The organism is Amycolatopsis sp. WAC 04182 (genome assembly GCF_003947465.1).
In the GTDB taxonomy this organism is placed as follows: Bacteria; Actinomycetota; Actinomycetes; order Mycobacteriales; family Pseudonocardiaceae; genus Amycolatopsis.
On the sequence record NZ_QHJJ01000004.1, the window covers coordinates 901,374 to 925,284 of the forward strand.

21 protein-coding genes are annotated in these 23,911 nt (G+C 68.4%); 5 read left to right on the forward strand and 16 right to left on the reverse strand.

What is annotated here, in order from left to right; genetic code table 11:
• Positions 1–56: 56 nt before the first annotated feature.
• The 3 genes from DMH01_RS24590 to DMH01_RS24600 form a co-directional block, all read right to left on the reverse strand.
• Positions 57–530, reverse strand: a complete 474-nt coding sequence (locus tag DMH01_RS24590; RefSeq protein WP_125679571.1) for a pyridoxamine 5'-phosphate oxidase family protein — start codon at positions 528–530, stop codon at positions 57–59.
• Between the two features lie 4 nt (positions 531–534).
• Entirely contained in the window at positions 535–1,425 is an 891-nt protein-coding gene (locus DMH01_RS24595) for an SDR family oxidoreductase (protein ID WP_125679572.1), read from the reverse strand.
• A gap of 152 nt (positions 1,426–1,577) precedes the next feature.
• The gene (locus DMH01_RS24600; protein ID WP_125679573.1) at positions 1,578–2,492 is read right to left on the reverse strand and encodes an aldo/keto reductase; all 915 of its coding nucleotides are present in this window, start codon (positions 2,490–2,492) and stop codon (positions 1,578–1,580) included.
• Between the two features lie 50 nt (positions 2,493–2,542).
• On the opposite strand from DMH01_RS24600, the gene DMH01_RS24605 reads away from it, so the two are divergent.
• Positions 2,543–3,364: an LLM class F420-dependent oxidoreductase gene (locus DMH01_RS24605; protein WP_125679574.1), complete on the forward strand. Its 822-nt coding sequence runs from the start codon at positions 2,543–2,545 to the stop codon at positions 3,362–3,364.
• 83 nt (positions 3,365–3,447) lie between these two features.
• The gene (gene fbaA, locus DMH01_RS24610; RefSeq protein WP_125679575.1) at positions 3,448–4,476 is read left to right on the forward strand and encodes a class II fructose-bisphosphate aldolase; all 1,029 of its coding nucleotides are present in this window, start codon (positions 3,448–3,450) and stop codon (positions 4,474–4,476) included.
• A gap of 94 nt (positions 4,477–4,570) precedes the next feature.
• Here fbaA and DMH01_RS24615 read toward each other — a convergent pair whose 3' ends face one another.
• Positions 4,571–5,788 (reverse strand): hypothetical protein, encoded by a 1,218-nt coding sequence (locus DMH01_RS24615; protein ID WP_125679576.1) that lies wholly within the window; start codon positions 5,786–5,788, stop codon positions 4,571–4,573.
• Positions 5,789–6,183: 395 nt separating this feature from the next.
• Here DMH01_RS24615 and DMH01_RS24620 point away from each other — a divergent pair, with 395 nt between their 5' ends.
• A complete protein-coding gene (locus DMH01_RS24620) occupies positions 6,184–6,591 on the forward strand; it encodes a DUF3151 domain-containing protein (protein WP_125679577.1) in 408 nt (135 codons plus the stop codon).
• A 68-nt stretch (positions 6,592–6,659) separates the two neighbouring features.
• Here DMH01_RS24620 and DMH01_RS24625 read toward each other — a convergent pair whose 3' ends face one another.
• Entirely contained in the window at positions 6,660–7,886 is a 1,227-nt protein-coding gene (locus tag DMH01_RS24625) for a lipase family protein (RefSeq protein WP_125679578.1), read from the reverse strand.
• A 134-nt stretch (positions 7,887–8,020) separates the two neighbouring features.
• Between DMH01_RS24625 and DMH01_RS24630 the strand changes: the two genes are divergently transcribed.
• Positions 8,021–8,602, forward strand: coding sequence for a TetR/AcrR family transcriptional regulator (locus DMH01_RS24630; protein ID WP_199745628.1), 582 nt, complete (start codon positions 8,021–8,023; stop codon positions 8,600–8,602).
• Here the strand turns inward: DMH01_RS24630 and DMH01_RS24635 are convergent.
• The 3 genes from DMH01_RS24635 to DMH01_RS24645 all read right to left on the reverse strand — a co-directional run bounded on the left by DMH01_RS24635 (position 8,599) and on the right by DMH01_RS24645 (position 12,940).
• Complete coding sequence (locus DMH01_RS24635; protein ID WP_125679580.1) at positions 8,599–9,918, reverse strand: GGDEF domain-containing protein; 1,320 nt, start codon at positions 9,916–9,918, stop codon at positions 8,599–8,601. The two genes, DMH01_RS24630 and DMH01_RS24635, sit on opposite strands and share 4 nt — an antisense overlap.
• Before the next feature lie 201 nt (positions 9,919–10,119).
• Positions 10,120–11,373 carry an MFS transporter gene (locus tag DMH01_RS24640; protein WP_125679581.1) on the reverse strand — a complete coding sequence of 418 codons (1,254 nt, stop codon included), beginning with the start codon at positions 11,371–11,373 and terminating at the stop codon, positions 10,120–10,122.
• A 436-nt stretch (positions 11,374–11,809) separates the two neighbouring features.
• Positions 11,810–12,940 carry an LLM class flavin-dependent oxidoreductase gene (locus DMH01_RS24645; RefSeq protein WP_125679582.1) on the reverse strand — a complete coding sequence of 377 codons (1,131 nt, stop codon included), beginning with the start codon at positions 12,938–12,940 and terminating at the stop codon, positions 11,810–11,812.
• 123 nt (positions 12,941–13,063) lie between these two features.
• On the opposite strand from DMH01_RS24645, the gene DMH01_RS24650 reads away from it, so the two are divergent.
• On the forward strand, positions 13,064–14,962 hold the full coding sequence (locus DMH01_RS24650) for an FAD/NAD(P)-binding domain-containing protein (protein ID WP_125679583.1): 1,899 nt from the start codon (positions 13,064–13,066) through the stop codon (positions 14,960–14,962).
• A gap of 83 nt (positions 14,963–15,045) precedes the next feature.
• Here the strand turns inward: DMH01_RS24650 and DMH01_RS24655 are convergent, their stop codons facing one another.
• The 8 genes from DMH01_RS24655 to DMH01_RS24690 all read right to left on the reverse strand — a co-directional run bounded on the left by DMH01_RS24655 (position 15,046) and on the right by DMH01_RS24690 (position 23,904).
• Positions 15,046–16,152 carry a glycosyltransferase gene (locus DMH01_RS24655; RefSeq protein WP_125679584.1) on the reverse strand — a complete coding sequence of 369 codons (1,107 nt, stop codon included), beginning with the start codon at positions 16,150–16,152 and terminating at the stop codon, positions 15,046–15,048.
• 13 nt (positions 16,153–16,165) lie between these two features.
• Complete coding sequence (locus DMH01_RS24660) at positions 16,166–17,203, reverse strand: LLM class flavin-dependent oxidoreductase (protein WP_125679585.1); 1,038 nt, start codon at positions 17,201–17,203, stop codon at positions 16,166–16,168.
• Entirely contained in the window at positions 17,200–18,777 is a 1,578-nt protein-coding gene (locus tag DMH01_RS24665) for an ABC transporter ATP-binding protein (RefSeq protein WP_125679586.1), read from the reverse strand. Before DMH01_RS24665 ends, DMH01_RS24660 begins: the two co-directional genes overlap by 4 nt.
• Entirely contained in the window at positions 18,774–19,586 is an 813-nt protein-coding gene (locus DMH01_RS24670) for an ABC transporter permease (protein ID WP_125679587.1), read from the reverse strand. The genes DMH01_RS24665 and DMH01_RS24670 overlap by 4 nt, the downstream gene beginning before the upstream one ends.
• Positions 19,579–20,529: an ABC transporter permease gene (locus DMH01_RS24675; RefSeq protein WP_125679588.1), complete on the reverse strand. Its 951-nt coding sequence runs from the start codon at positions 20,527–20,529 to the stop codon at positions 19,579–19,581. Before DMH01_RS24675 ends, DMH01_RS24670 begins: the two co-directional genes overlap by 8 nt.
• Entirely contained in the window at positions 20,526–22,133 is a 1,608-nt protein-coding gene (locus tag DMH01_RS24680) for an ABC transporter substrate-binding protein (RefSeq protein WP_125679589.1), read from the reverse strand. Before DMH01_RS24680 ends, DMH01_RS24675 begins: the two co-directional genes overlap by 4 nt.
• A 208-nt stretch (positions 22,134–22,341) precedes the next feature.
• Positions 22,342–22,980 carry a DUF1524 domain-containing protein gene (locus DMH01_RS24685; RefSeq protein ID WP_125679590.1) on the reverse strand — a complete coding sequence of 213 codons (639 nt, stop codon included), beginning with the start codon at positions 22,978–22,980 and terminating at the stop codon, positions 22,342–22,344.
• A 243-nt stretch (positions 22,981–23,223) separates the two neighbouring features.
• A complete protein-coding gene (locus DMH01_RS24690; RefSeq protein ID WP_233621653.1) occupies positions 23,224–23,904 on the reverse strand; it encodes a hypothetical protein in 681 nt (226 codons plus the stop codon).
• Between the last annotated feature and the right edge of the window lie 7 nt (positions 23,905–23,911).

Here is a 23,911-nt window from a genome sequence, read left to right on the forward strand (position 1 = left end):
TCGTGCCCAGATGACGTTACCTCAAGTAACAGTTACTTGCTAGTACTACCTACCCGTCAGTATGTGCCGCCGAGCTTCGTGTGGTCCCAGCTCACGATCTTGGTCGGCCGGAAAATCAGCCCGATCCGCTTCGGGGCCTGCTTGCCGATGAAGCCCGTGAGCTCGTCCGGCACGGGATCGCCCGGTTTCGCGCCCGCGTATCGCTGCATGAGCTGAATACCCATCTGGGTGACCACGGCCGTATCGGTGATGACCTCGACGTCGGCTTCGAGCGAAACCCCGCGCAGCTTGTCGTAGCTTTCGCCGTCCTCGATGAGCACGGTGGCGCGCGGGTCGCGCTCGAGGTTCTTCGCCTTCTGGGACGTGCCATAAGTCCAGGTCGCGACGCCGGACTCGTGCGGGTAGTACCAGAGGGGCGCCAGATGCGGGCGGCCGTTCGGGCCGATCGTCGCGACGTTGATGACCTTCTGCTCGTCGAGGTACGCGGCGAGTTCGTCAGGTGACATGCGGATCTGGTCGCGACGGGACATACGGTTACCCCTTTTTCGTGGCGGCCCGGCCTGCCTGACCGGTTATTGAAGATTCGTACGCGCCGCGCTCCTCGATGTCCACGAGTGCGGCGGCATCGGCCTTCTTGATCCGGCTCCTGGCGCCGATCTCGATGATCGGCGGCAGGAACGCGCGGATCAGCTTCAGGCCGCCGACCCAGCGGGGCACGTGCACGGTGCGGGCGCGTTTGTTGACGCCGGCCTGGAGGTGGTCGAGCGCGACGGACAGCGGATAGGTCTTGCCGAGCAGGCCGGGCATGCCGGTGCGGAGCTTGCCGAAGACCGGGTGCTGGTCGGCGCTTTCGACGAGGTCGGTGCGGATCCAGGTCGGGTGCGCGACGCCGACCTTCACGCCGAGGTGGGCGACTTCGGCGCGGAAGCTGTTGCAGAACGCCTCGACGCCCGCCTTCGCGGCGGCGTAGTTGGCCATGCCGGGAGCGTGCGTGATCGCGGCCAGCGAGGAGATCGCGAGCAGGTAGCCCTTGCGGTCGATGACATGCGGAAGGGTGACGCGGAAGGTGCGCCAGACGCCGAGCAGGTCGACCTCGATCACCTTCTCGAAGGCGGCCGGATCCACCGACCGGACGAAACCGGAGGTCGCGATGCCGGCGTTCGCGATGACGATGTCGATACCGCCGAAGTGCTCGACGACGCCCGCGGTCGCGCGCTCGAGGTCGTCCCAGCTGGTGACGTCGGCTTCCCAGGCGTGGGCGCTGGGGCCGATCTTGTCGGCGACGGCCTGCTGTTCCTTGGCTTCGATGCCGACCAGTGCGACCTTCGCGCCCTGCGCGGCCAGGCGCTCGGCGAGCCCCGCGCCGATGCCCCTCGCGGCGCCGGTGATCAGGACGACCTTGCCGTTCACGCTGTTCTTGGCCACGTTGCCTCCTCGTCCGAGCCCTAAGACTTTCGGACGGTACCTCAACCTACCCGGAGTAAGCTACCCGCAAGTAGGCGGGCTGAAGGGGCCCTTCGCCACATGCGACGCGGTGAAGAGCCCTTTCGGTGCATGAGATGCGGGGAAAGTCCCCTTCAGCCCCCGGAGGCGGCGCCGAGGGCGTCGACCTCCTCGGTGGTCAGCGCGAGGTCGGCGGCGGGCAGGAGGTCGTTCAGCTGCTCGACCGAGCGGGCGCTCGCGATGGGCGCGGTGACGGTCGGCTGCGCGAACAGCCAGGCGAGGGAAACCGCGGCGACCGGGACGCCGCGGGACGCCGCGACCTCGTCGAGCGCCGAGAGCACCCGCTCACCCCGTTCGTCCAAATAGGACGAAGCGCGGGCGGCGCGCGGGCTGTCGCCGAGGTCGTCCTTCGACCGGTACTTCCCGGCGAGGAAACCCTTGGCCAGCGAGAAATACGGCAGGACGGTCAGTCCTTCGCGGTCGACCGTCGGCGCCAGGTCCCGCTCGTAGTCCCGCTCGACGAGGTTGTAGTGCGGTTGCAGCGCGACGAACTTCGCCAGCCCCTCGCGGTCCGAAATGGACAGTGCCTCGCTCAGCCGTTCGGCCGAGTAGTTCGACGCCGCGACATACCGGACCTTGCCCGCGCGCACGAGCGCGTCGAAGGCGCGCAGCGTCTCCTCGATCGGGGTGTCCGGATCGTCGATGTGCGCGTAGTAGAGGTCGATGTGATCGGTCCGGAGCCGTCGGAGCGAGTCTTCGGCCGCCGCCGCGATGTTCGCCGCCGACAGGCCCTTCCGTTCTTCCCACATACCGGTCTTGGTCGCGATGACGACGTCGTCGCGTCGGCCGCGTTTGCTCAGCCACTCGCCGATGATCGTCTCGGAACCGCCTGCCGAATAGAGGTCGGCCGTGTCGATGAAGTTGCCGCCCGCCGCCGTGTAGGCGTCGAGGACGGCGAAGGACTGCTGCTGGTCCGCGGTCCAGCCGAAGACGTTCCCGCCGAGATTGATCCCACGGACGTCGAGGTCGGTGTTCCCGAGTTTCGCCATACCCCGAACTTAAGGGAAGACATCGCCCGCCCGGGGCGTTGCCTCGGAACATGGGAATCGAACTCGGCAGGATCGGTATCTGGCAGCACGAGAGCGTGTTCACCCCGGAACTCGCGCGTGAGCTGGAGGAACTCGGCTACGGCGCCGTCTGGCTCGGCGGCTCACCGGACGGCGACCTCGTGAAGGCGGAGGAACTCCTCGACGCCACGAAGACGATCAAAGTGGCCACCGGCATCGTCAACATCTGGAAGGACGACGCGGCCACGGTCGCCGAGTCGTACAAGCGCATCGAGGCGAAACATCCGGGCCGCTTCCTGCTCGGGATCGGCGCCGGGCACCGTGAGCACACCGCGGAGTTCAAGAAGCCGTACGCGGCGCTGGTCGAGTATCTCGACGCTCTCGACGCCGCCGGAGTGCCCGTCGAAGGCCGCGCGCTCGCCGCGCTCGGCCCGAAGGTGATCAAACTCGCAGGAGACCGCACAGCGGGAGCCCACCCGTACCTGATGACGCCCGAACACACGCGCCAGGCGCGCGAGATCCTCGGCGAAGGACCGCTGCTCGCACCCGAGCAGAAGGTCGTCCTCGAGACCGATCCGGCGAAGGCCCGCGAGATCGGGCGGGGCACCGTCAAGTTCTACCTCGGCCTCGTCAACTACACGAACTCCCTGCGGAAACTCGGTTTCACCGACGAGGACCTGGCGGGCGAGGGCAGCGACAAGCTGGTCGACGCGCTGGCCGTGCACGGCGACGCCGAGACGGTCGCCCGCGGTGTCACGGCGCATATCGAAGCCGGGGCGGACCACGTCAACATCCAGGTACTGAACCAGGACCCCCTGCCGGTCTACCGGGCGCTCGCCGCGGTCCTCTTCTGACGCGACGGCTGTAGGCACCTCCCGGCCGACCTCGTACGATGCGGCCGAGAGGTGCACCAGCCTGCTTCGAGGAGGAGTAAACGATGCCCATCGCCACCCCCGAGGTCTACGCGGAGATGCTCGACCGGGCGAAGGCGAACGAATTCGCCTACCCGGCCATCAACGTGACCTCGTCGGAGACCCTGAACGCCGCCATCCGCGGGTTCGCCGAGGCGGAGAGCGACGGGATCATCCAGTTCTCCACCGGCGGCGCAGAGTTCGCGTCCGGCCAGAAGGTCAAGGACATGGTGACCGGTTCGGTCGCGCTCGCCGAGTTCGCCCAGGTCGTCGCCGCCAAGTACGACGTCAACGTCGCGCTGCACACCGACCACTGCCCGAAGGACAAGCTCGACGGCTTCGTCCGCCCGCTGATCGAGATCTCGGCGGAGCGCGTCAAGAACGGCCAGCACCCGCTGTTCCAGAGCCACATGTGGGACGGCTCCGCGATCGACCTCGACGAGAACCTCGAGATCGCGCAGGAGCTGCTCGCCAAGGCCGCGGCCGCGAACATCATCCTCGAGGTCGAGATCGGCGTCGTCGGCGGCGAGGAAGACGGCGTCGAAGCCGAGATCAACGAGAAGCTGTACACCGCCGAGGGCGACTTCCTGAAGACGATCGACGCGCTCGGCTCCGGCGAGAACGGCCGCTACCTGCTGGCCGCGACCTTCGGCAACGTGCACGGCGTCTACAAGCCCGGCAACGTGAAGCTGCGCCCGGACGTGCTCAAGGGCGGCCAGGAGGCGGCGTCGAAGAAGCTCGGCCTCCCGGCCGGTTCGAAGCCGTTCGAGCTGGTGTTCCACGGCGGTTCCGGCTCGCTGCCGGAGGAGATCCGCGAGGCGGTGTCGTACGGCGTCGTGAAGATGAACGTCGACACCGACACGCAGTACGCCTTCACCCGGCCCATCGCGGACCACTTCTTCAAGAACTACGACGGCGTCCTGAAGATCGACGGCGAGGTCGGCAACAAGAAGGTCTACGACCCGCGCAGCTACCTGAAGGCCGCCGAGGCCGGCATGGCCACGCGCGTCGTCGAGGCCGCTCAGTCGCTGGGCTCCGCAGGCAAGAAGCTCTGACCAGTAAGCGTTTAGTCCTCTAAATGCGGAAGTACGTGAAGGCCCCCTTGCTTGCGCTAGACGCAAGCAAGGGGGCCTTCACGTACTCGGAGCCTCAGGCGGCCGGCAGCGTCGTCTTCTCGCGGCGCTTCTCCAGCAGCGAGTTCATCGCCCGCGTTCCCGGACCGGCAACGGCCCACAGCACGCCGACGCCGACCAGACAGACCGCGGCCGTCCAGTAGGCCACCGGCGGCGCCGACTCCGTCTGCGCGTCACCGAGGATCCACGGCCGGAACTGCGACTGCACCCACAGCATCCCGTAGCCGAACGCCGTCACCAGCAGCGCGCCCGCGCCCGCCGTCAGCAGCGGATGGCCCCGGCCGATGCGGAACGCCAGGTCGACCGCGAGGCCGACGGCGAGCAGGTAGAACGGCACGACCGAGATCGGGAAGCCCATCCCGAGCAGCAGCGGCCACATCACCAGCCGGTAGGCGAGGTAGGCGGCGGCGACCGTCGTCCCGGCCCAGCGGAAGCCGGTCGTGTGCCGCGCCAGCGCGAAGATCAGTGCCATCACGCCGATACCCCACAGCGGGTACACCCAGTCGTCGATCGGCATCGTGAAGTACTCGACGGCCACCCGGTCGACCGGATGCCCGATCTGGTTGGCGGCGAAGTTCAGCAGCTCGGGCTCGGCCTCGGGCGTGCCGCGCTCCCAGGCGCGCAGGCCGAGGATGCCGTACTCCTGCTGACCGTTCGGGAAGAACGTGTTCTCCAGGAAGAACGCCCACAGTCCGATCAGGACACCGGTGCGCAGGCGGCCGGGCTTGGCGTACTTCAGCCAGCCCATGATCACACCGGCCTGCATGATGCCCGTTCCGATGTAGAGCATCATGTGCGACGGGCTCCACGCGGTCAGGTCGAGACCGTTGACGCGGTGGTTGATGACGTCCAGCGGCGCCGCGATGAGGAACACCACGAGCCCGATCTGCATCAGCCGCAGGGACCGCCGGTCGGCGCCCATCCCGGTGTAGCTGTGGATCGCCACCAGCACCATGATGATCACCGTGCCGACGGTGTTGATCAGGTGCGGCGGGGCGAGGTCGTCGCGCAGCCACATGAAATGCCACGACATGTCCCACGACGAGCCGACCAGCTTGAAGGCGAACGCCGCCAGCCACATCGAGTAGCAGAAGTTCAGCACCCAGTCCGGCGTCGCCTGTCCCGGCGCGCCGCGGTGCCAGTGGAGCTTGAAGAACAGCCTCGTCTTCGCGATCGGGCTGCGGGGGATGACACCCGGCGAAAGGTCCCCGGTCACTTCTGTCGCCTTTGTCATGCGGGCCATCTTCCCTGCTCCAGATCACGGGATGAGCATTTGGGGTCGAAAATCGGGGTTCACCCGTAGGGGTGGCGGATTTGCGGTCGGCGTGCGAAGCAGGGCAAGGTGTGCCGCCATGATGCCGAAACGACTCGTCGCGGCGGTCCTCGTCGCCGCTCTGGTGCTGGCCGGTGGGGGCATTCTCGGGAGCCTGTTCTTCTAGTCACAGCGTGGCTGATCGCGCGCTGACGAAAGCTCGCCGAAGGGGCGTCGTTCCGTACACCGGTCGCGTGACGCGGGCAGCGCCCCCTCATCGAGCTTTCGAGGGCCTTCGGCCCAAAGAGGGCGCGCGATGCGAAGTCTCCGTCGGGCGCAGGGCGCCCTTGAGGAGACGGGTGGGCACAATGGCCCGTATGACGAACCTCCTCGGCCCCCAGCCGACGCATCTCCCCGAGCACACCGCCGCGCAGGCGGCGCTGGACGCCGGGACCGATCCGGCCGCCGTCGCCGCCGAGCACCCCGACTACAGCGAGGCGTGGGCCTCCCTCGCCGAGAAGGCGCTCGAAGCCGGCGAGACCGTCGCCGCGTACGCGTACGCCCGCACCGGTTACCACCGCGCCCTCGACCAGCTTCGCCGCGCGGGCTGGAAGGGACACGGCCCGGTCCCGTGGTCGCACCGCCCGAACCAGGGTTTCCTGCGTTCCCTCGCGGTCCTCGGCAAGGCCGCCGGCAAGATCGGCGAGACCGAGGAGTACGACCGCTGCCGGACATTCCTGAGCGACTCGGACCCCGCCGCCGCGGAAGCCACAGGCCTCAAGTAGCGCGCTAGGAAAGGTCCCTTCCTCGCAAAATTTGCCAGGAAGGGACCTTTCATGGCGTCCGGTGACCCCTAGAACAGCCCGCAGTTCCCCACCGCAGGCAGCCCCGCGAAGCGTCCCTCAAGCCAGGCGAAAGCCTCCGGGAAAGCCCGGATCGCCCCGCCGACATGCGTCGGAACCAGCGAAGTCGAGAACTGCACCTTCGCGCCCTTCGCACACCACGAGCGAGCCATGGTCCGCCCCTGCACGTAGGGGACGATGTCGTCGAGTGCACTGTGGACGACCAGCGTCGGCGCGCCCGGCTTCCGTGCTCCGATGAGCTGCTCGCCGACTCGCGTCTTGTACGGCTCTTCGCCGAGGTACGCGGTCAGCGGCCTTCCGTCCTTCGTCAGGTCCTTCGACTGGGTGAACGCGTGGCCGAAGATCGCGTCCCCGGTGCACTCCTGCTTCACCTTCTCGAACGCTTCGGCGCCCTTCGCGTTCAACAGCGCGGGAATGTTCAGTTCCGGGTACGCCGCGTCCATGCTGACCAGCGTGAATCCGAGGAACCCGAAGGCGTAGTGCCCGTCGATGTTCTTGCCGACCTCGGCAAGGTCGGCCGGGACGGCGCCCGCGTACGAGCCCTTCAGCTTGAGTTCGGGCGCGTACGACGGCTGGAGTTCGGCGGCCGACGCCGACGCCCCGCCGCCCTGCGAGTAGCCCGCGGTCGCGACCGGGCCGTTGTCCGGCAGGTTCGCTTCGGGCAGGCGCTGTGCCGCGCGGATCGAGTCGAGGACGGCGTTGCCCTCGGCGACGCGGTTGACGTATGTGTGGACGCCTGGGGTGCCCAGACCCTCGTAGTCGGTGACTACGACGCCGTAGCCGCGAAGCAGCAGCCCGGCGATGAAGGGGCCTTCGTACTCCATGCCCGCCGCGAGGGCTTTCGACGGCGCGCACTGGTCGCCGACGCCCTGCGTACCGGCCGCGTAGCCGATGACCGGCCGTTCGCCCGCGCCGGTCCACGCCTTCTTCGGGGTGAGGACGGTGCCGGTCACGGCGTTGGCCTTGCCGTGGGTGTCGGTGCTGCGGTACATGATCCGCCGCACGTCCGCGTCGGCCTTGACGAGTTTCACGGGATCGACGTAGAAGGTGGACGGTTCGTGCCGGATGATGTCGCCGGGAGCACCCGCGGGCAGCGGCGACGGGGGATCGTAGAAGGACGGGGCGGCGCTGGCCTGCGGTGCCCCGAAGGTCAGCAGGGCCGCGATGGTGGCCGCTGAGACGGCGGCGGACACACCGCGCCGGGATCCTGGACGCATGCTTGCTCCTCGTTGAGCACAAACATTTTCGACAGACGTGTCGAAAAAGAGAGTCAGTGAGGTGGCGCACAATGTCAAGTCCGGCGCCGCGAGGGAGACCCCGCAAACTCCCGATCGGCGAGCAACGCGCGCGGGTGCTGAGTTCGGCCGCCGGTGTCTTCGCGGTGCACGGCGCGCAGGCCGCGACGATCGAGCAGATCGCCCGGCGCGCGGGGGTGTCCCGCCAGGCCGTCTACGAGCAGTTCGGCGATCGCACGACGTTGTTCACGCAGGTCGTCGCGGATATCGAGGAGCGGGCCTTCGAGGCGATCGGCGCACCCGCCCTGGATCTCTCGCAGCCCGAACTGCGGTCCTGGGCCCGTGCCAACTACGCCAACATGTTCGCCTTCGTCGCGGCGAACCCCGACGCGTTCCCCGTGCTGCGCGAGGCGGAGCGCATGGGAGACCCGGCCCTCACCCGGCTGCGGGAACGGCTCGCCGGCGTCTACACCGAGGCCAGCAGGCAGCGCTGGGCCCGGCACGGCGTCGACTCCGGCCGCGCGGACAAGGCGCTGGTCACGCTGTTCTTCGCGATGACCGAGGCACTCGTCCAGGCGAGCTGGGACGGTGAGCCGCCCGACCCGGACGCGCTCATCGACCTGCTCACCGAATTCACCGTCGGCGGCGTCGTCCGCCTGCGGACCGAGGCCGCCGACGTGATGGAAAGACTGCGCTAAGCCGCGACGGCCTCCAGTGGCATTTCGGCCACATCGGCGACCGCGGCCAGGTCCGGCGACGAGACCACGCGGTTGCGGCCGTTGCGTTTGGCCGCGTAGACCGAGGCGTCGGCGGAGGCCATGACCTCGTCGATCGTCCGGCCGTCCAGCGGGTACGTCGCGACGCCGACCGACGCCGTCCGCTGTTCGATGACGACGGGGTTGCCCTCGTTGTCCTGGGTCCTGATGACCATTTCGCTGATCCGCTGCCTGATGCGCTCGGCGACCGCGACGGACTCGTGCTTCGACGAGGCGGTCAGGAGCACGACGAACTCCTCACCGCCGAAGCGGCCGGCGAGGTCCTGCGTCCGCGTTTCGGACTTGACCAGCGCCGCGACACCCTTGAGCACGTCGTCGCCCGCGAGGTGGCCGTACGTGTCGTTGATGCTCTTGAAGTGGTCGAGGTCGATCATCAGCGCACCGAACTGGCCGTTCTCGCGCTCGGCGCGGGCGACCTCGCGGACGGCGCCCTGTTGCCAGGTCGTGGCGTTGAGCAACTGGGTCTTCTGGTCGGTGGTCGCGAGTTCTTCCAGCTGCTTGATCAGCACCGACCGCTGCAACACGTACAGCGGCAGGAAGACCAGCAGGACGAGCGCGGGCTGGTGGGTCAGCGCGGCGGTGACCAGTCCGCCGAGGCACAGCGTCGAAAGTTCGAGGATGTTGTCGTCCCAGGTGCCGATGCAGGCAGGCGCGGACGCCTTTTCGGGCGCGGCGAGATAGAGGCCGATTCCTGTGAGGACGGTGTTGACGACGAAGAACGCGAAGGCGGCGACACAGATCGAAGTCACGCTCGCGGAGCCGTCTCCGGAGAGCTGCAGGACGGCCCAAGCGGCGAACGACGACAGCGTCATCGTTGTGGCGTTCGCCACAGTCCTATGCGGATTCACGTGGCGAATTCCCGACCAGCTACGGAAACCGAGGTGCAAGTAGATCACCGCGACCAGGAGTGCGGCGAGCTGCGGCGGGAGCAGGAACGCTCCGGGAAGGACCCAGACCGACGTCATGTTGACGTGCGGGGTGATGCTCAGCCGGCGTCGCTGGTGTTCGATCCGCCTGGTCGCCTCGGACTGCGCGATGGCGAGCCCGGCGAGCAGTCCACACGTGATGACCTGCGAAGAGTCGACGGCGATGGATGCGGCGAAAACCCCCGTGAACGCCAGCATCGCGATAATGGTCGAGCAGGTGTACACGATCCAGTGCAGCGGCCTTTTCCACAGCTCCCACGTCATTACCGTGAGAGCCGAACGATGTCCAGCGCGTTCCTCCGATGTGATCATCTTTCCCCCTGTCGCTTGCGTCATTCTCCGAAACCCCCTACTTACCGACAGCTTCCACCGGCTTGCGGGCTGTCGACAAGGCCTGGAGGTGTGTACTTTCTTCCTGAGATCGAGGGAAAGGTGTCCGCGATGGCCGGCAAGGACCAGTGAGCAAGGGCGCGAGTCGGACGGCTGCGCAGCGTTAGCCACGCGTAGAGCACGTCAGTGTTCTGCGCGTGCGCCGTCATGCTCTCTCCACCTGTCCGGTGTGTCCCGCAGGCTCTTCGCCCAGGCCACCGCGAGCGGAACGGTCAGCAGCAATCCGGCAAGCCCGAAGAAGCCGACCGTCGACTGCGCGCCGACCTGGTCGGCGAGGACACCGCCGATCAGCGGGCTCACGCCCATGGTCGTGGTCAGCCCGGTGTTCGACAGCCCCATCACCTGAGCGCGGCTTTCGTCGGGGACCGCGAGGGTCAGCGACGCCGTCGCCTGCATGAGCGCGACCGTGCCCAGCCCGCCGGACACGACGAACAGCGCGATCGACGCCCACGGCCCCGGCTGCAGGAAGCACAGCAGCAGCGGGATCGCCGTCAGCGCGGAAAGCGGCCCGATCAGTTTCGGTCTGACGTGGGCAGGCACCCAGCGCGAGTAGATGAACGCGCCGATCACGCTGCCGATCGGGTCGGCGGCCAGCAGCAGGCCGATGACCTCGGGGCCGCCGCCGGACGACGCGACGTAAGGCGCCGCGATGCCCTCGTACACCGGCAGCAGGCCCATCAGCCAGGTGAACAGCAGCAGTGAACGCAGCCCTGAGCTGGCGAAGACGATCTTCCCGCCCGAGCCGATCGATGCGAAGAACGACTTGCGTTTCTCTCCGGACGCCGCGGCCGGGCGCGACGCCAGTCCGAACCGGACGAACAGCGCCGAGACCACGAAGGTGACGGCGTCCAGCGCGAGGGCGATGTGGGGTTCCAGCGCGGTCAGCAGGAGACCGCCGCCGGCGAACCCGGCCAGCTGTGCCGATTGGACGGTCATGCTGCGGATCGCCATGCCGACGACGAACCGGTCGCCTTCGAGGATCTGCGGCAGCAGGGCCAGCTGGGCCGCCTTGAACGGCGGATTCAGCAGCGAGACGGCGCCGACGAGGACACACAGGACCCAGAACGGCAGTACCGGGACCGCGACCAGCGCGATCAGCAGGGCTCTCAGCAGGTCGACGGTCACCATCACCGTCCGCCGGGGGAAGCGGTCCGCGAACCCGGTGAGGAAGATGCCGCCGAGCAGCGACGGGGCGTAGGTCAACGCGTAGGTGAGACCGGTCAGGGTCGCGGAACGGGTTTCGGTGAAGACGAGGACGGAGAGCGCGACCCTGGCGAGTTGATCACCGAAGATCGAGAACAGCTCGGCGAACCAGAGCGAACGGAACTCGGCTACACCGAACACCTCTCGGTAAGTGACCCGTCCGGCCGAAGCCATGCTGCCCCCAATAGGGTCCTTATTACGCGACAAACTCGTGACCGAGAGTAACGCGGTCACGAGCTCGTCACGAAGCGTCATTCGTTCACGTAAGTGTCTCCTGACTGTTGGTGATTGGCTAGGTTCTTTCGCCGGGTTTCTGGAGTTGGAGATCTTTTTCGTGGATGGACGTCCGCTCGCGAAGATGTCCCGGTGACCGGTCCCTCGGCTCGGACCTGCGACTTTCGGTCGTTTTGGGCTTTTCGCCGGGAAAAGCCGCACCGGGCCCGCGTCACCCGGCGCGGGGATACGACGCGCCGCGAGCGCCCCGGGCCGCTCGCGTTCGCACGGTGCGCGAATGCCTTACGACTCCGCTCCGCGACCGTCGCGTCCATAAGGCGGTACCGATACGCTCGCCCGAATGGATGACTGATGGGCCGTTCGGTGGAGTGACGGCTCAGCCGTCGACCGCGAGCACCTCGCGGGCGGAAGCCGCCTTCGCCGCGTCGCGTTTGGCGACCTCTTCGCGCACGATCGGGATGACGTGACGGCCGAAGTCGATCGTGTCGCCGAGCATGTCGTAGCCGCGCGCGGAGAGGATGTCGACGCCGAGGTCGTAGTAGTCGAGCAGGGCCTGCGCGACGGTTTCGGGTGTGCCGACCAGCGCGTTGGAGTTCCCGGCGCCGCCGGTCGCGGCCGCGGTGGGGGTCCACAGTGCACGGTCGAACCGTTCCCCTTCGGCGGCGACCGCGAGGAGCCGCTGCGAGCCGGTGTTCTCCGGGTTCGTCAGCGAATGCCGCCGGGTCAGCTGCTTGCCTCCGCTCGTGCGGGCCTTGATGGCGTCGACCGTGCGATGCGCCTTCTCCCAGGCGAGTTCCTCGGTAGGCGCGATGATCGGGCGGAAGGCGACCTGGATCCGCGGGACCTCGGTCCGTCCGGCGGCCTTCGCCGCGGCCTTGACGGACTCGATCTGCTCGGCGGTCTGTGCGAGCGGCTCACCCCAGAGGCAGAAGATGTCCGCCTCCGCCCCGCCTGCCGCGTACGCCGCCGGAGACGACCCGCCGAACGAAACGCCCGGACGTGGTTGTTGCACCGGACGGACGTCGAGGACGAAGTCGGCGAAGCGGTAGTGCTCGCCTTCGTGGTCGAAGGGCTCTTCGGATGTCCAAGCCTTCTTGACGATCTGGATGTACTCGCGGGTGCGTGAGTAGCGCTCGTCCTTGGTGAGGTAGTCGCCTTCGCGCTGCTGTTCGTGGTCGCTGCCGCCGGTGATGAAGTGGACCGTGAGCTTTCCGTCCGAAAGCTGGTCCAACGTGGCGAACGTCTTCGCCGCGAAAGTCGGGTACGAGACGTTCGGCCGGTGCGCCAACAGGATCTGGAGCTTGTCGAGTTTCGTCGCCACGTATGCGGCGGCCTGCGCCGGATCCGGTCCGCTGGAGCCGTACGCGAACAGCACCCGGTCCCAGCCGAAGTCCTCGTGCGCCCGCGCGAGGCGCAGCGTGTAGTCCTTGTCGAAGACGCCACCCGATCGCGGATGGGTCTCCGAACCGTCGTTGGTGCCTCCGATACCCAGGAATTCGACCGGCATCGCGCGTTCCTCTCGTCCGTGTCCCCCTGTTCGACGAGTACGCGCCGGTTCTTCGCCGTGGCAACGGGTTCCGCTCCTTGAGAACCCGCACGCCGCCCGGAATCCCGGCGTAGCTTCGGCTTCGTGAGTACCGCAGACCTGCCCTACGTGCTCGCGGTGGTCGGCGCCGGTCCACGTGGGGTGGGCGTGCTCGAACGGCTCGGCGCCAACGCCGCCGAGCTGCTCGGCGGGCGGCGGCTGGTGGTGCATCTCGTCGATCCCTTTCCCGCGGGGGCGGGGCGGGTCTGGCGCTACGAGCAGTCGCCGTTGCTGCGGATGAACTCCATGCCCGAGGACGTCACGGTGTTCACCGACGACACCGTGCGCATCGACGGTCCGGTCAGGCCGGGCCCGTCCCTGATCGAGTGGGCGCGGCTGGTCCGCTCGGGCGGGCTCGACACCGGAATCGACGACAGCCTGCACGCCGAACTCGAGGCACTGCAAAGCGATCACTTCCCGACGCGACGGTTGCAGAGCGCGTATCTCGCCTGGTTCCACCGCAAGGTGCGCGCCGAACTCCCGTCCGGGATCGAGGTCGTCGAGCACCGGACCCGCGCGGTGCGGCTCGAAGACGGCGAGCCGCAGTCGCTCTGGCTGGAAGGCCGCACGGAACCCCTTGCGGTGGACGCGGTCCTGTTCACCGTCGGGCATCTCGACGCCGAACCGGACGAACGGGAAGCCGCGCTCGCGGACTTCGCCGCCCGCCACGACCTCGCCTACTATCCGGCCGGCTACACCGCCGACGTCGACTATTCGGCGATCGGGCCGGGGGAAACCGTGCTGGTGCGCGGATTCGGTCTCGCGTTCGTCGATCTGATGCTGCTGCTGACCGAAGGCCGCGGTGGCCGTTTCGAAGAACAGGCGTGCGGCGGACTGAAGTACCACCCCAGCGGTGCCGAGCCCGTGTTGCACGTCGGTTCGCGGCGCGGCGTCCCGTATCACGCGAAGATCGGCTATCGGCTTCGCGGAAAACCCTTGCGGTTGCCCAAGTTCTTCAACGCCCACGCCATCGGGAATCTGTGCGCGGCACCAGGGCGGATCGATTTCCGCCGCGACGTCTGGCCGCTGATCTCGAAGGAGATCGCGTGGGCCTACTACAGCGAACTGTTCACCGCTCATCCCGAGCGGGTGCGCATGGATTTCGCCGTCTTCGCCGACGCTTTCGCGGACGCCGCGCCCGGCGAGCTCGACGCGCTGGTGGCGCGCGCGGTCCCGGCGCCGGACGACCGGCTGGACCTGGATCGTCTCGACCGGCCCATGGCGGGCAAGGATTTCGGCACCGCCGAGGAGTACGGCAAGGAATTGCGCGAGTACGTCGAAGCGGACTTGAGCAGGCGGGCGGACCCCGAGTACAGCGCGGATCTCGGGGCGTTCACGGCCCTGTTGTCCGTGATGGGCCAGCTTCCCGCGCTGGTGCAGACCGGACGTCTCGACGCGGTCTCTCAACTGTCCGATTTGGACGGCTGGTTCCTCGGCTTCTTCTCCTATTTCGCCAGCGGTCCGCCTCCGCGTCGGCTCGAAGAACTGCTCGCGCTCCAGGAAGCAGGCCTCGTTTCCTTCCTGGGCGCCGAAATGCGGGTGTCGGCGGACGAGGAACGCCGGGCCTTCGTCGCTTCCGGCGCGAGTTTCCCCGGCGAGACCGAGGCGCGGACGCTCGTCGAGGCGAGGCTGCCCGAACCGAGCGTCACCAGGGCTTCCGACGTCCTTTTGCGCCGGTTGCACGCCGGCGGCGCGCTCGGCGAGGAGACCGTGCTCGACCCGGTGACCGGCGAGAGGCTCCTCGCCGGGCGTATCCACACCCGTGTCTCCGACGGCCGGATGCTCGACCGCGAGGGCCGTCCGCATCCCCGTCGGTTCGCGCTCGGGCCGCATACGTCCGCGCGGTCGGCCGGGGCGTTCACCCGGCCGCGGACGAACGCGCTCCCGTTCCGGCAGAACGACGTCGTCGCGCGGGAGATCCTGCGGCTGGTCGCGGAGGCGTGACTTGCGTGCTTGGAGGCGTAACTCACGTGTGCGCCGTCTGATCACGCGAGTTACGCCTCCAAGCACGCGAGATCCGCCTTCGATCACGCGTGTGCGGCGAACTCCTCCAGCCGCCCGACGACCTCCGACGGCGCGGGCATGGCGGCGATCTCGTGACGAGCCCTCGCCGCCACCTCGCGCACGCGGGCGTCGTCGAGGAGGGTCTTGGCCCTCTCCTCGACGGCGTCCGCGGTGATCCGGTCCCCGGTCAGCGCCCGCCCGGCGTTGGCCGTCTCCAGCACTTCGGCGTTGACGAACTGGTCCGCGCCCTGGGGGAGAACCAGTTGCGGCAGTCCCGCCGAGAGCGCGCCGAGCACGGTCCCGGTGCCGCCGTGGTGGACCACGAGGTCCGCGCGCGGAAGGATTTCGGACTGCGGCACGAACCCGGTGACGTGGACGTTCGGCGGCATCTCGCCGAACTCGCCCGGGTCGCCAGGGCCACGGGCGACCAGGACGTCCACCGGCAGCCGGGCGAGCCCGTCGATGGCGGCGCGCAGCGTGCCGGTGGCGCCGAAGGCGACGGTGCCCAGCGTCAGGTAGACAAGGGGGCGGTCGCGTCCGTCGAGCCACGACGGCACCGGGCCCGGTTCGTTCCACGGCACGGGCCGGAGCCGGAAGACCGTCGGCAGGGCGCTCACTTCCGGGTCGCGGACGATATCCGGCCATACGTCGATCCCGGCGTCGCCGAGCATCAGGTTGGCCGGCGGCTTCCCGTCCCAGACCGGGGCGAACCGGTCCGCGGCGGCGGTCATCAGCTCGGCGGGCATCGACCGGCCGATCACGTGGGACACCACCGCGATCCCGGCGCGGCGGGCGACGGCGGCCGCGCCGATGTCGCTCATCTCGTAGACGACCAGATCCGGGCGGAGCACGGGGATCAGCGGGGTCAGATCGGCGATCGTGGCGCTCGGCAGGATCTCGGCGAAGGCGGTCAGGATGGTCTCCAGCGCGTCGCCCTCGGCCTGGTCGACGCCTTCCTGGATCGAGATCCCGACCTTGTGCGCTTCGAAACCCAGCGCGCGGACCTTGTCCAGGAAGGCCTCGCCGGTCCCGAAGAGCACCTCGTGCCCGGCGCCGCGGGCGGCGAGTGCGAGCGGCATCAGCGGGTAAAGGTGGCCATAGGCGGGGCGGCACGTGAAGAGGATGCGCACCTTTCCGAACGTACTAGCTTTCCCAGACCCGCGAGGGCAGTTCCTTCCGCACGATCGGGACGACGTCGGCGGCGAAGAGCTCCAGGACTTCCCGTGCCTCCCCGGATTCCAGACCGTCGACCGACACCGCCTGCACCTCGTGCCCGAAGGACGCGTGGTAGTCGCCGATCTTGTCGATCACCTGCTCCGGGCTCCCGACCAGCGCGGAACCGTTGGCGATCTTGTCCTCCAAGGTGGTGAACTCGGACTTGTTGTGCTGATACGCGGGCGTCTTCATCAGCGCCTCGAAGTACGGCCGGTAGCCGTCCAGCGCCTCCTGCGAGGTCTTGGCGACGTACAGCCCGCCCGCGCCCGAACCGACGAGCGCGTCCGCCGGGTCGTGGCCGTACTCCGTCCACCGCCACCGGTAGTGGTCGATCAGGTCGGCGTACTTCTTCTTGGGATGGAAGCCGTTCGCGGTGAACAGCGGGTCGCCGAACTTCGCCGCCAGCTCGGTCGACTCGGTGCTCGACGCGCTCCCGTGCCAGATCCGCGGCCGCGCGTGGAACGGCCGCGGTTGCGTCGTGACGTCGGTCAGCGGTGTGCGGAACTCGCCGTCCCACGTCACACCCTCCTCCAGGAACAGCCTTCGCAGCAGGGCGAACTTCTCCGCCTGGTACTCCCACTGCCGGTCCTCTTCGAGGCCGAACAGCGGGAAGTGCCGGGGATCGTTGCCCTTCCCGATCATGAGTTCCAGCCGTCCACCGGAAAGCTGGTCGAGCGTCGCGTAATCCTCGGCGACGCGGACCGGGTCCAGCACGCTGATCACGGTCAGCGTGGTCAGCAGCCGGACGCGCCGGGTGCGTTCGGCCACCGCGGCCAGGATCACCGGCGGAGCCGAGGACAGGAACGGCTCACCGTGCCGTTCGCCGACGCCGTACGCGTCGAAGCCCAGCTCCTCGGCGAAGATCGCTTCGTCGACGACGCGGCGCAGGCGCTCGTGCTGGGTCGGTGTCACCCCGGTCGCCGGGTCGGGATGGTTGGCGACGAGCGAGAAGAGCGCGAATTTCATCGGGTCTCCAACGGTTTCCGGCCGGGGATGGCGGCGAGCAGTTCCCGGGTGTAGTCCGCGCCCGGCCGTTCGAGGACGTCCTGGGCGGGGCCGAGTTCGACGAGTTCGCCGCCACGCAGCACGCCGACGGTGTCCGCGATCTGCCGGACCACGGCGAGATCGTGCGAGATGAACAGGTACGTCAGGCCGAGTTCGTCCTGAAGGTCGGCGAGCAGCCGCAGGATCTGCGCCTGCACCGAGACGTCCAGCGCGGACACGGGTTCGTCGGCGACGATCAGCTCCGGGCGCAGCGCGAGCGCCCGCGCGATGGCCGCCCGTTGCCGTTGCCCGCCGGACAGTTCGGCGGGTTTGCGCTTCAGCACCGAAGACGGCAGCGCGACCTGGTCGACCAGCTCCGCCGCCCGCGCCCGCCGTTCGGCCTTGGTGCCGACGCCGAAGGCCCGCAGCGGCTCGGAGATGACGTCCTCGATGCTGAACTTCGGATTCAGCGACGCGTACGGGTTCTGGTACACGAGCTGGAACCGGCGCCGCAGCCGTCGCAGCTCTTCACCGCGCAGCGAGGTGATGTCCTCGCCGTCGAACTCGACGACGCCGTCGGTCGGCGTCTCCAGCCGCAGGATCATCCGCGCGGTGGTCGACTTGCCCGAACCGGACTCACCGACCAGCGCGAGCGTCCGGCCGCGGGCGATGTCGAACGAAACGCCGTCCACGGCGCGGACGGTCCCGAAGGTCTTGCCGAGGCCGCGGACCGAGACCAGGACGTCGGACGACGGCGGCTTCGGCTCCCGCAACGGCGTGTCGGACAGGCTCGGTGCGGCGGCGAGCAGATCCCGCGTGTACTTCTGGGTGGGCGCGGCGAGGATCTCACCGGTCGTTCCTTCCTCGACCACTTTCCCCTGGGACAGCACCACGATCCGCGACGCCCGGTCGGACGCGACGCCGAGGTCGTGGGTGATCAGCAGGATGGCGGTGCCCGCGTCGGCGGCGAGTTCTTCGAGATGGTCGAGGATCTGCCGTTGCACGGTGACGTCGAGCGCGCTCGTCGGCTCGTCGGCGATGACGAGTTTCGGGCGTCCGGCCAGTGCGGCGGCGATCAGCGCGCGCTGACGCAGCCCGCCGGACAACTCGTGCGGGTACTGCCGTGCCCGCGCCTCCGGGTCGGCGATTCCGGCCTTGCGCAGCAGTTCCACCGCCTCCGCGCCGGCGGTGCGCTTGTCCGCCAGACCGTGGATCAGCAGCACCTCCGCGACCTGATCGCCGATCCGGTGCACGGGGTTGAGCGACACCGTCGGATCCTGGGGGACCAGCGCGATCTCGCGGCCGCGCACCGAACGCCAGGCGCGGTCGGAGAGTTTCGTGAGGTCGCGGCCGTCGAAGGTGATTTCGCCGCGATCGATCCGCCCGCCGCGTGGCAGCAGCCCGATCGCCGCGTGCGCCGTCGTGCTCTTGCCCGAGCCGGACTCGCCGACCACCGCGACGATCTGTCCTTTGTGGATGGACAGGTCGACGCCGTCCACGGCGGGCACGGATTTGTAGGAAACCGCGAGATCGCGGATGGTCAGCAGTGCGCTCACCGCACGTCTCCTTCGATCGCTCTGGACAGCCGGTTCGCGGACAGCACCACGGCCGCGACGGTGAGTCCGGGGAAGGTCGTCATCCACCAGGCGGTGGCGAGGAAACCGCGGCCGCCTGCCACCAGCGAGCCCCATTCCGGGGTCGGCGGGGTGGCGCCGTAGCCGAGGAAGCTCAGCGCGGACACTTCCAGCACGGCGGTGCCGAAGGTGAGCGTCGCGAGCGCCAGCACTGGGCCGAGCGCGTTGGGCAGCACATGCCGTCCGAGTACCCCGGTCCACCGCACGCCTCCGGCGCGGGCGGCCTCGACGAACACGCCACTGCGGACACGCAGCACCTCGGCCCGCATCAGCCGGGCGAACTGCGCGAGATTCGCGACCCCGACGGCGATCGCGACGTTGGTCGTGCCGAAACCGAGCGCGGTGACCAGTGCCAGCGACAGCAGGATGGACGGGATCGCCAGCAGGACGTCGACGCAGCGCATGATCGCCGAATCGAGGGCACCGCCCCGGAACCCGGCGAGCAGACCGAGCGCGGAACCGGCGACCAGTGCGACGACGACGGCGATCACGGTCGCCTGCAACGAAAGCGCGGCACCGTGCACCACCCGCGCGAAGATGTCCCGCCCGGTTTCGTCGGTGCCGAAGAGATGCCCGGGCGACGGCCCCTGCATCTTCTCCGCGGGGACGCCGGCGAGCGGGTCCTGCCCGGTGAAGAGGTCCGGGACGAGCGCGGCCAGCAGAGCGAACGCCAGCACGGCGATCGCGACGAGCAGGCCCGGTCGCCTGGTGTGCACGAGGACGTCAGGCATCGGCCGTCTCCCGGTGTCGGATCCGCGGGTCCAGCAGGGGATAGAGGAGGTCGACGAGCAGGTTGACGACCACGAACGCCAGCGCGGCGAGCACGATCACCGCCTGCACCACGGGGATGTCCTGCGCGGTGACCGCCGACGACGTCACGCGCCCGAGGCCGTCACGGGAGAACACCGTCTCGGTGATCACCGAACCCGCGATCAGGTTTCCGGCGACCACTCCGGCGATGGTCAGCGTCGGCACCGCCGCGTTGCGCAGGAGGTGTCCGAAGTGGACTCGCGACCTGCTCGCCCCTTTTGCCAGCGCGATCTCGGCGTAGGGCTCGGCGAGTTGTGTGCGGAGGCTTTTCGCCAGTACCTGCCCGATGATCGCGCCGGTCGGGATGGCGAGGGTGATCGCGGGCAGGATCAGCGACTCGAAGCCGTTCGAACCCAATGCGGGCAGCAGCTTGAGCTGGAAGGAAAAGAACTGGATGAGCAGCAGCCCGACCCAGAACGGCGGCAGCGAGATCCCCAGCGGCGGCAACGCGAGCAGGAGATTGCCGAGCCAACGATGCCGCGTGACGGTGCCGGCGATCGCGATCCCGCCGCCGAACAGGATCGCCAGTACCAGCGCGAATCCGGTCACCGCGAGCGTCGGGGGCAGCGCCGAGACGACCATGTCCGTGGCGTCGTCCCCGGTGGCGATCGAGCGGCCGAAGTCGCCCTGGACCGCCGCGAGCAGCCGCTTTCCGTACTGTAGTGGCAACGGATCGTCGAGTCCGTACTCCGCCTTCGCGGCGGCCAGTTGTTCCGGCGTGACCGAAAGACCGGCCTCGCCTCCGCCGAGTTTCGCGCTGACCGCGTCACCCGGCAGGAGGTAGAGGATCACGAAGGAGACGGTGAAAGCGGCCCACAGGACGAAAACCGCCTGCAGCACTCGCCGGAGCAGGTACCGCCTCACGAGCCGGACACCCAGGCGTCGAACAGCTGAAGCCGGGACGACGCCTCGAACCCGACGCCGTGCGCGTTCGGCCCGTGCGCCAGCACCTGGGTCAGCTCGAACACCGGCGCCGAGTAGCCGTGCTCGATGATCGCGCGCTGCGCCTCCTCGGCGGCGGGCTTGCGCTTCGCCGGGTCCACAGTGGACGACTGGGCGTCGAGCGGCGCGTCGACCGGGTTGTCGGCGGGCAGCTTGCTGCGGTTGTTCGCCTTGGTGGAGAACAGGTTGCGCAGGATGTCCGGATCGGCGCGGGTGGTGTTGTACCAGAGGTACTCGTAGTTCCCGCTCTGCGTGATCTGCACGCTCTCGGCGGTCGTGCGCTGTTCGATCTGGAGGTCGAAGCCGATCTTGCGCAACTGCTGCTGCACGAGTTCGAGCACACTCTTGTTCTGGTTGAACACCAGGGAGAAGACGACCTTGGCGGTCAGCCGCTGCCCGTTCTTGGTCCGGATCCCGTCGGGGCCGGGAAGCCAGCCCGCGCTCTCGAGCAGCGCTGTCGCGCCTGCCGGATCGTAGGCGAGCAAGGGCGAAAGGTCGGTGTAGAACGGCGTCGCCGAGCCGAGAATGCTGGTGGCGGGCTTGTAGTTCGGCGTCAGCACGGTGTTCGTGACCTCGGGCCGGTTGATGCCCTTGACCACCGCCTGGCGGACCTTTTCGTCGGTGAGCACGCCCTTGGTGACGTTGGCGTGCAGATTGAACACGACGCCGGGGTTCGGTCGGGTGGGCTCGGTGAAACCGTTGCCGGTGAACTGCGGTTCGTCGACCGGCTGGACGTCCGTGATCGCGTCGAGCTGCGCGGAAGCGAGACTTCCGGTGCGCACGCCGGGTTCCGGCACGATCTTGTAGGCGATCTTGTCGAGGTACGCCTCGCCCTGATGCTTGAACAGCGACGAGCCCCAGGTGTAACCCTTGCGTTTGGCGAGGACGATTTCCTGGTTCTGCTTCAGGCTCTCGAAGACGAACGGGCCCGAGCCGATCAGGCCGTCGCCCTGGCAGCGCTGATCGGCGGTCTTCTGGTACGCGGCGGGCGCGAGGACGCCGAGCGACATCGTCGAGCTGGCCTGCAGGAACTGGGCGCTGGGAACGGAGAACTCGATCTTGACCGTCTTCGGATCGACGACCGTCGTTCCCTTGTAGACGGCCAGATAGCCCGAGCCGAGCTGCGATTTCGGGCCGAGGGCCTTGATCGCGTCGAAGCTCGTCTTGACCGCGGCCGCGTCGACGGGGCTGCCGTCGGAGAAGGTCGCGCCGTCGCGCAGATGGAAGGTGAACGCGGTCGAATCCGCGTTGCTCTCCCATTTTTCGGCCAGCCACGGCTTGATCTCGCCGGTGGCCGGATCCTGGTCGGTCAGCGAATCGACCAGCTGGCGGCCGACGTTGAGCGAAGCGTTGGTGCCGACCTGTTGCGGGTCGACGCAGTCCGGGCTCGAGGAGATCCCGAGGCGCAACGTGCCGCCGGGTTGGGGCGGCCCGGCGTCGGCACCCGTCGAACCGCCCGCGGACGAGCAGGCGGTGGCGAAAAGTGCGGTGAGCGCGAGTAAGGAAGTGGCGGCGGTACGGGACACCGGATGGCCTCCAGCGGGGAACGGGGCGCGCTTTCGTTTGCGCTGACCCGATTCACGCTAATCACGGCCTTGAGGCCCGCCCACATACTGAGCCCGGCTCCCAGCCCGCGAAACGTCCCACCTTTCCGCTTGACAGCACTGAAAGTACGTGAAGGCCCCCTTCATGTACCTAGGCGCAAGGAAGGGGGCCTTCATGTACTCAGGGGTTTCAGCAGCGGTTGAGCATGTCCGTCAGCGCGGTCTTCTCCGCGGACTTGATGGAGAGCTTGTACTTGTACTTCACCGTGGTCCACATCTTCGCGTAGGTGCACCAGTAGCCGACGGTCGGCGGTTTCCAGGCGTCCGGCGACTTGTCGCCCTTCTCCTGGTTGACGTTGTCGGTGACGGCGATCAGCTGCGGCGCGCTGAGGTCGTTCGCGAACGCCTGCCGCTGCGACGTGGTCCACGACGACGCCCCGGTGCGCCACGCGGCGGCCAGCGGGACGACGTGGTCGATGTCCACATCGGACGCCGCGGTCCAGGTGGCGCCGTCGTACGGGCTGGACCAGCTGCCGGAGACGGCGGCGCAACTGCTGTCCTGCTGCACGTTCGTGCCGTCCCGCTTCAGCACGACCTCACGCGTGTTGCAGCTGTTGCCCTGGTCGGACCAGTGCGGGAACTTGTCGCGGCTGTACCCGGTCGACGAACCGTCCGGCTTGACGGTCAGCGCGGCGAGCTGGGTCTTGGCGGTGTCGGCCGACGGGATGCCGGGGGGCGTCGCTTCGGCGACGCCGACCACGCCTGCCGAGACGATCGCCGAGACGGCGAGGACGGTGAAGGAGCGACGAACAGCAAGCGCAGTTGGCATATTGCTGCCTCCGTGTCAGGTTTGGGGACCTGGTCACCTTGCGGTACGGATATGGCCCACGCAACACCATCGGATGACACTCTGCTGGCTATTCGTGAACGGAGGGTGTCACGAGCAGGTCGGACAGGGTGTCCGCGCCCGAAAAATCTTCGGAAAGTCCAGCTGAAGGTTCTGAGCCGAACGGGTTAGGCCGTGTCCTGGGAGTCTGTTCGAAGACCGCGAACATGACTTGCAGGACACGGGCTAGTCCAGCCCGCGGACCAGCCGGAGGTCCTCCGTGTGCCGGTACCAGGTCCACCGGCTCATCGCGCGCGGATGGGCGACGCCGTCGAGGCTCGGCCGGGTCGGGATGCAGCCGAGCTGGAACGCCCGCGCGTAATGCGTCGAAGGCCGCTTGAACAGCGTCCCCTTGGTCACCCGGACCATCAGCCCGGGGCCGCTCGTGTCCGGTTCGACCTCGATCGAGCGCGCGGGCCCCCGCAGGACGGTGTGCTCGTCGCAGTAGGCCACCCCGCGGATCATCCCGATCGTCCCACGCCCGACCAGCACCCCGCCGGTGTCGTCGCGGATCAGCGGCACCGGATCGACCTCGCCACGCAGAGCGAGCGAGAGGGCACGCAGCGGCTGCGTCGGCAGGCTCCAGATACGGGCGACGTCGGAGTCCGGCGACGACGGCACGAAACCGAGCGACACGCCCGAGAGCTGTTCTTTTCGTAACAGCCGCAGCGCGACGGCCGCGAGGTCCGCGTCGGTGCCCGCGACCACCAGGTGATCGTGTTCCCCCAGCAAGGGGTCGATATCCGCCTTGCCGGGGCGGCTCGGGACGTGCACCATTTCGACGTCGTCGATCTCCGGGAGTGTGGGCTCGCCCTCGGGACAGACCACCACTATTCCGCGCACCCGAAGGCCCTCCGTTACGCTCATGCACCGG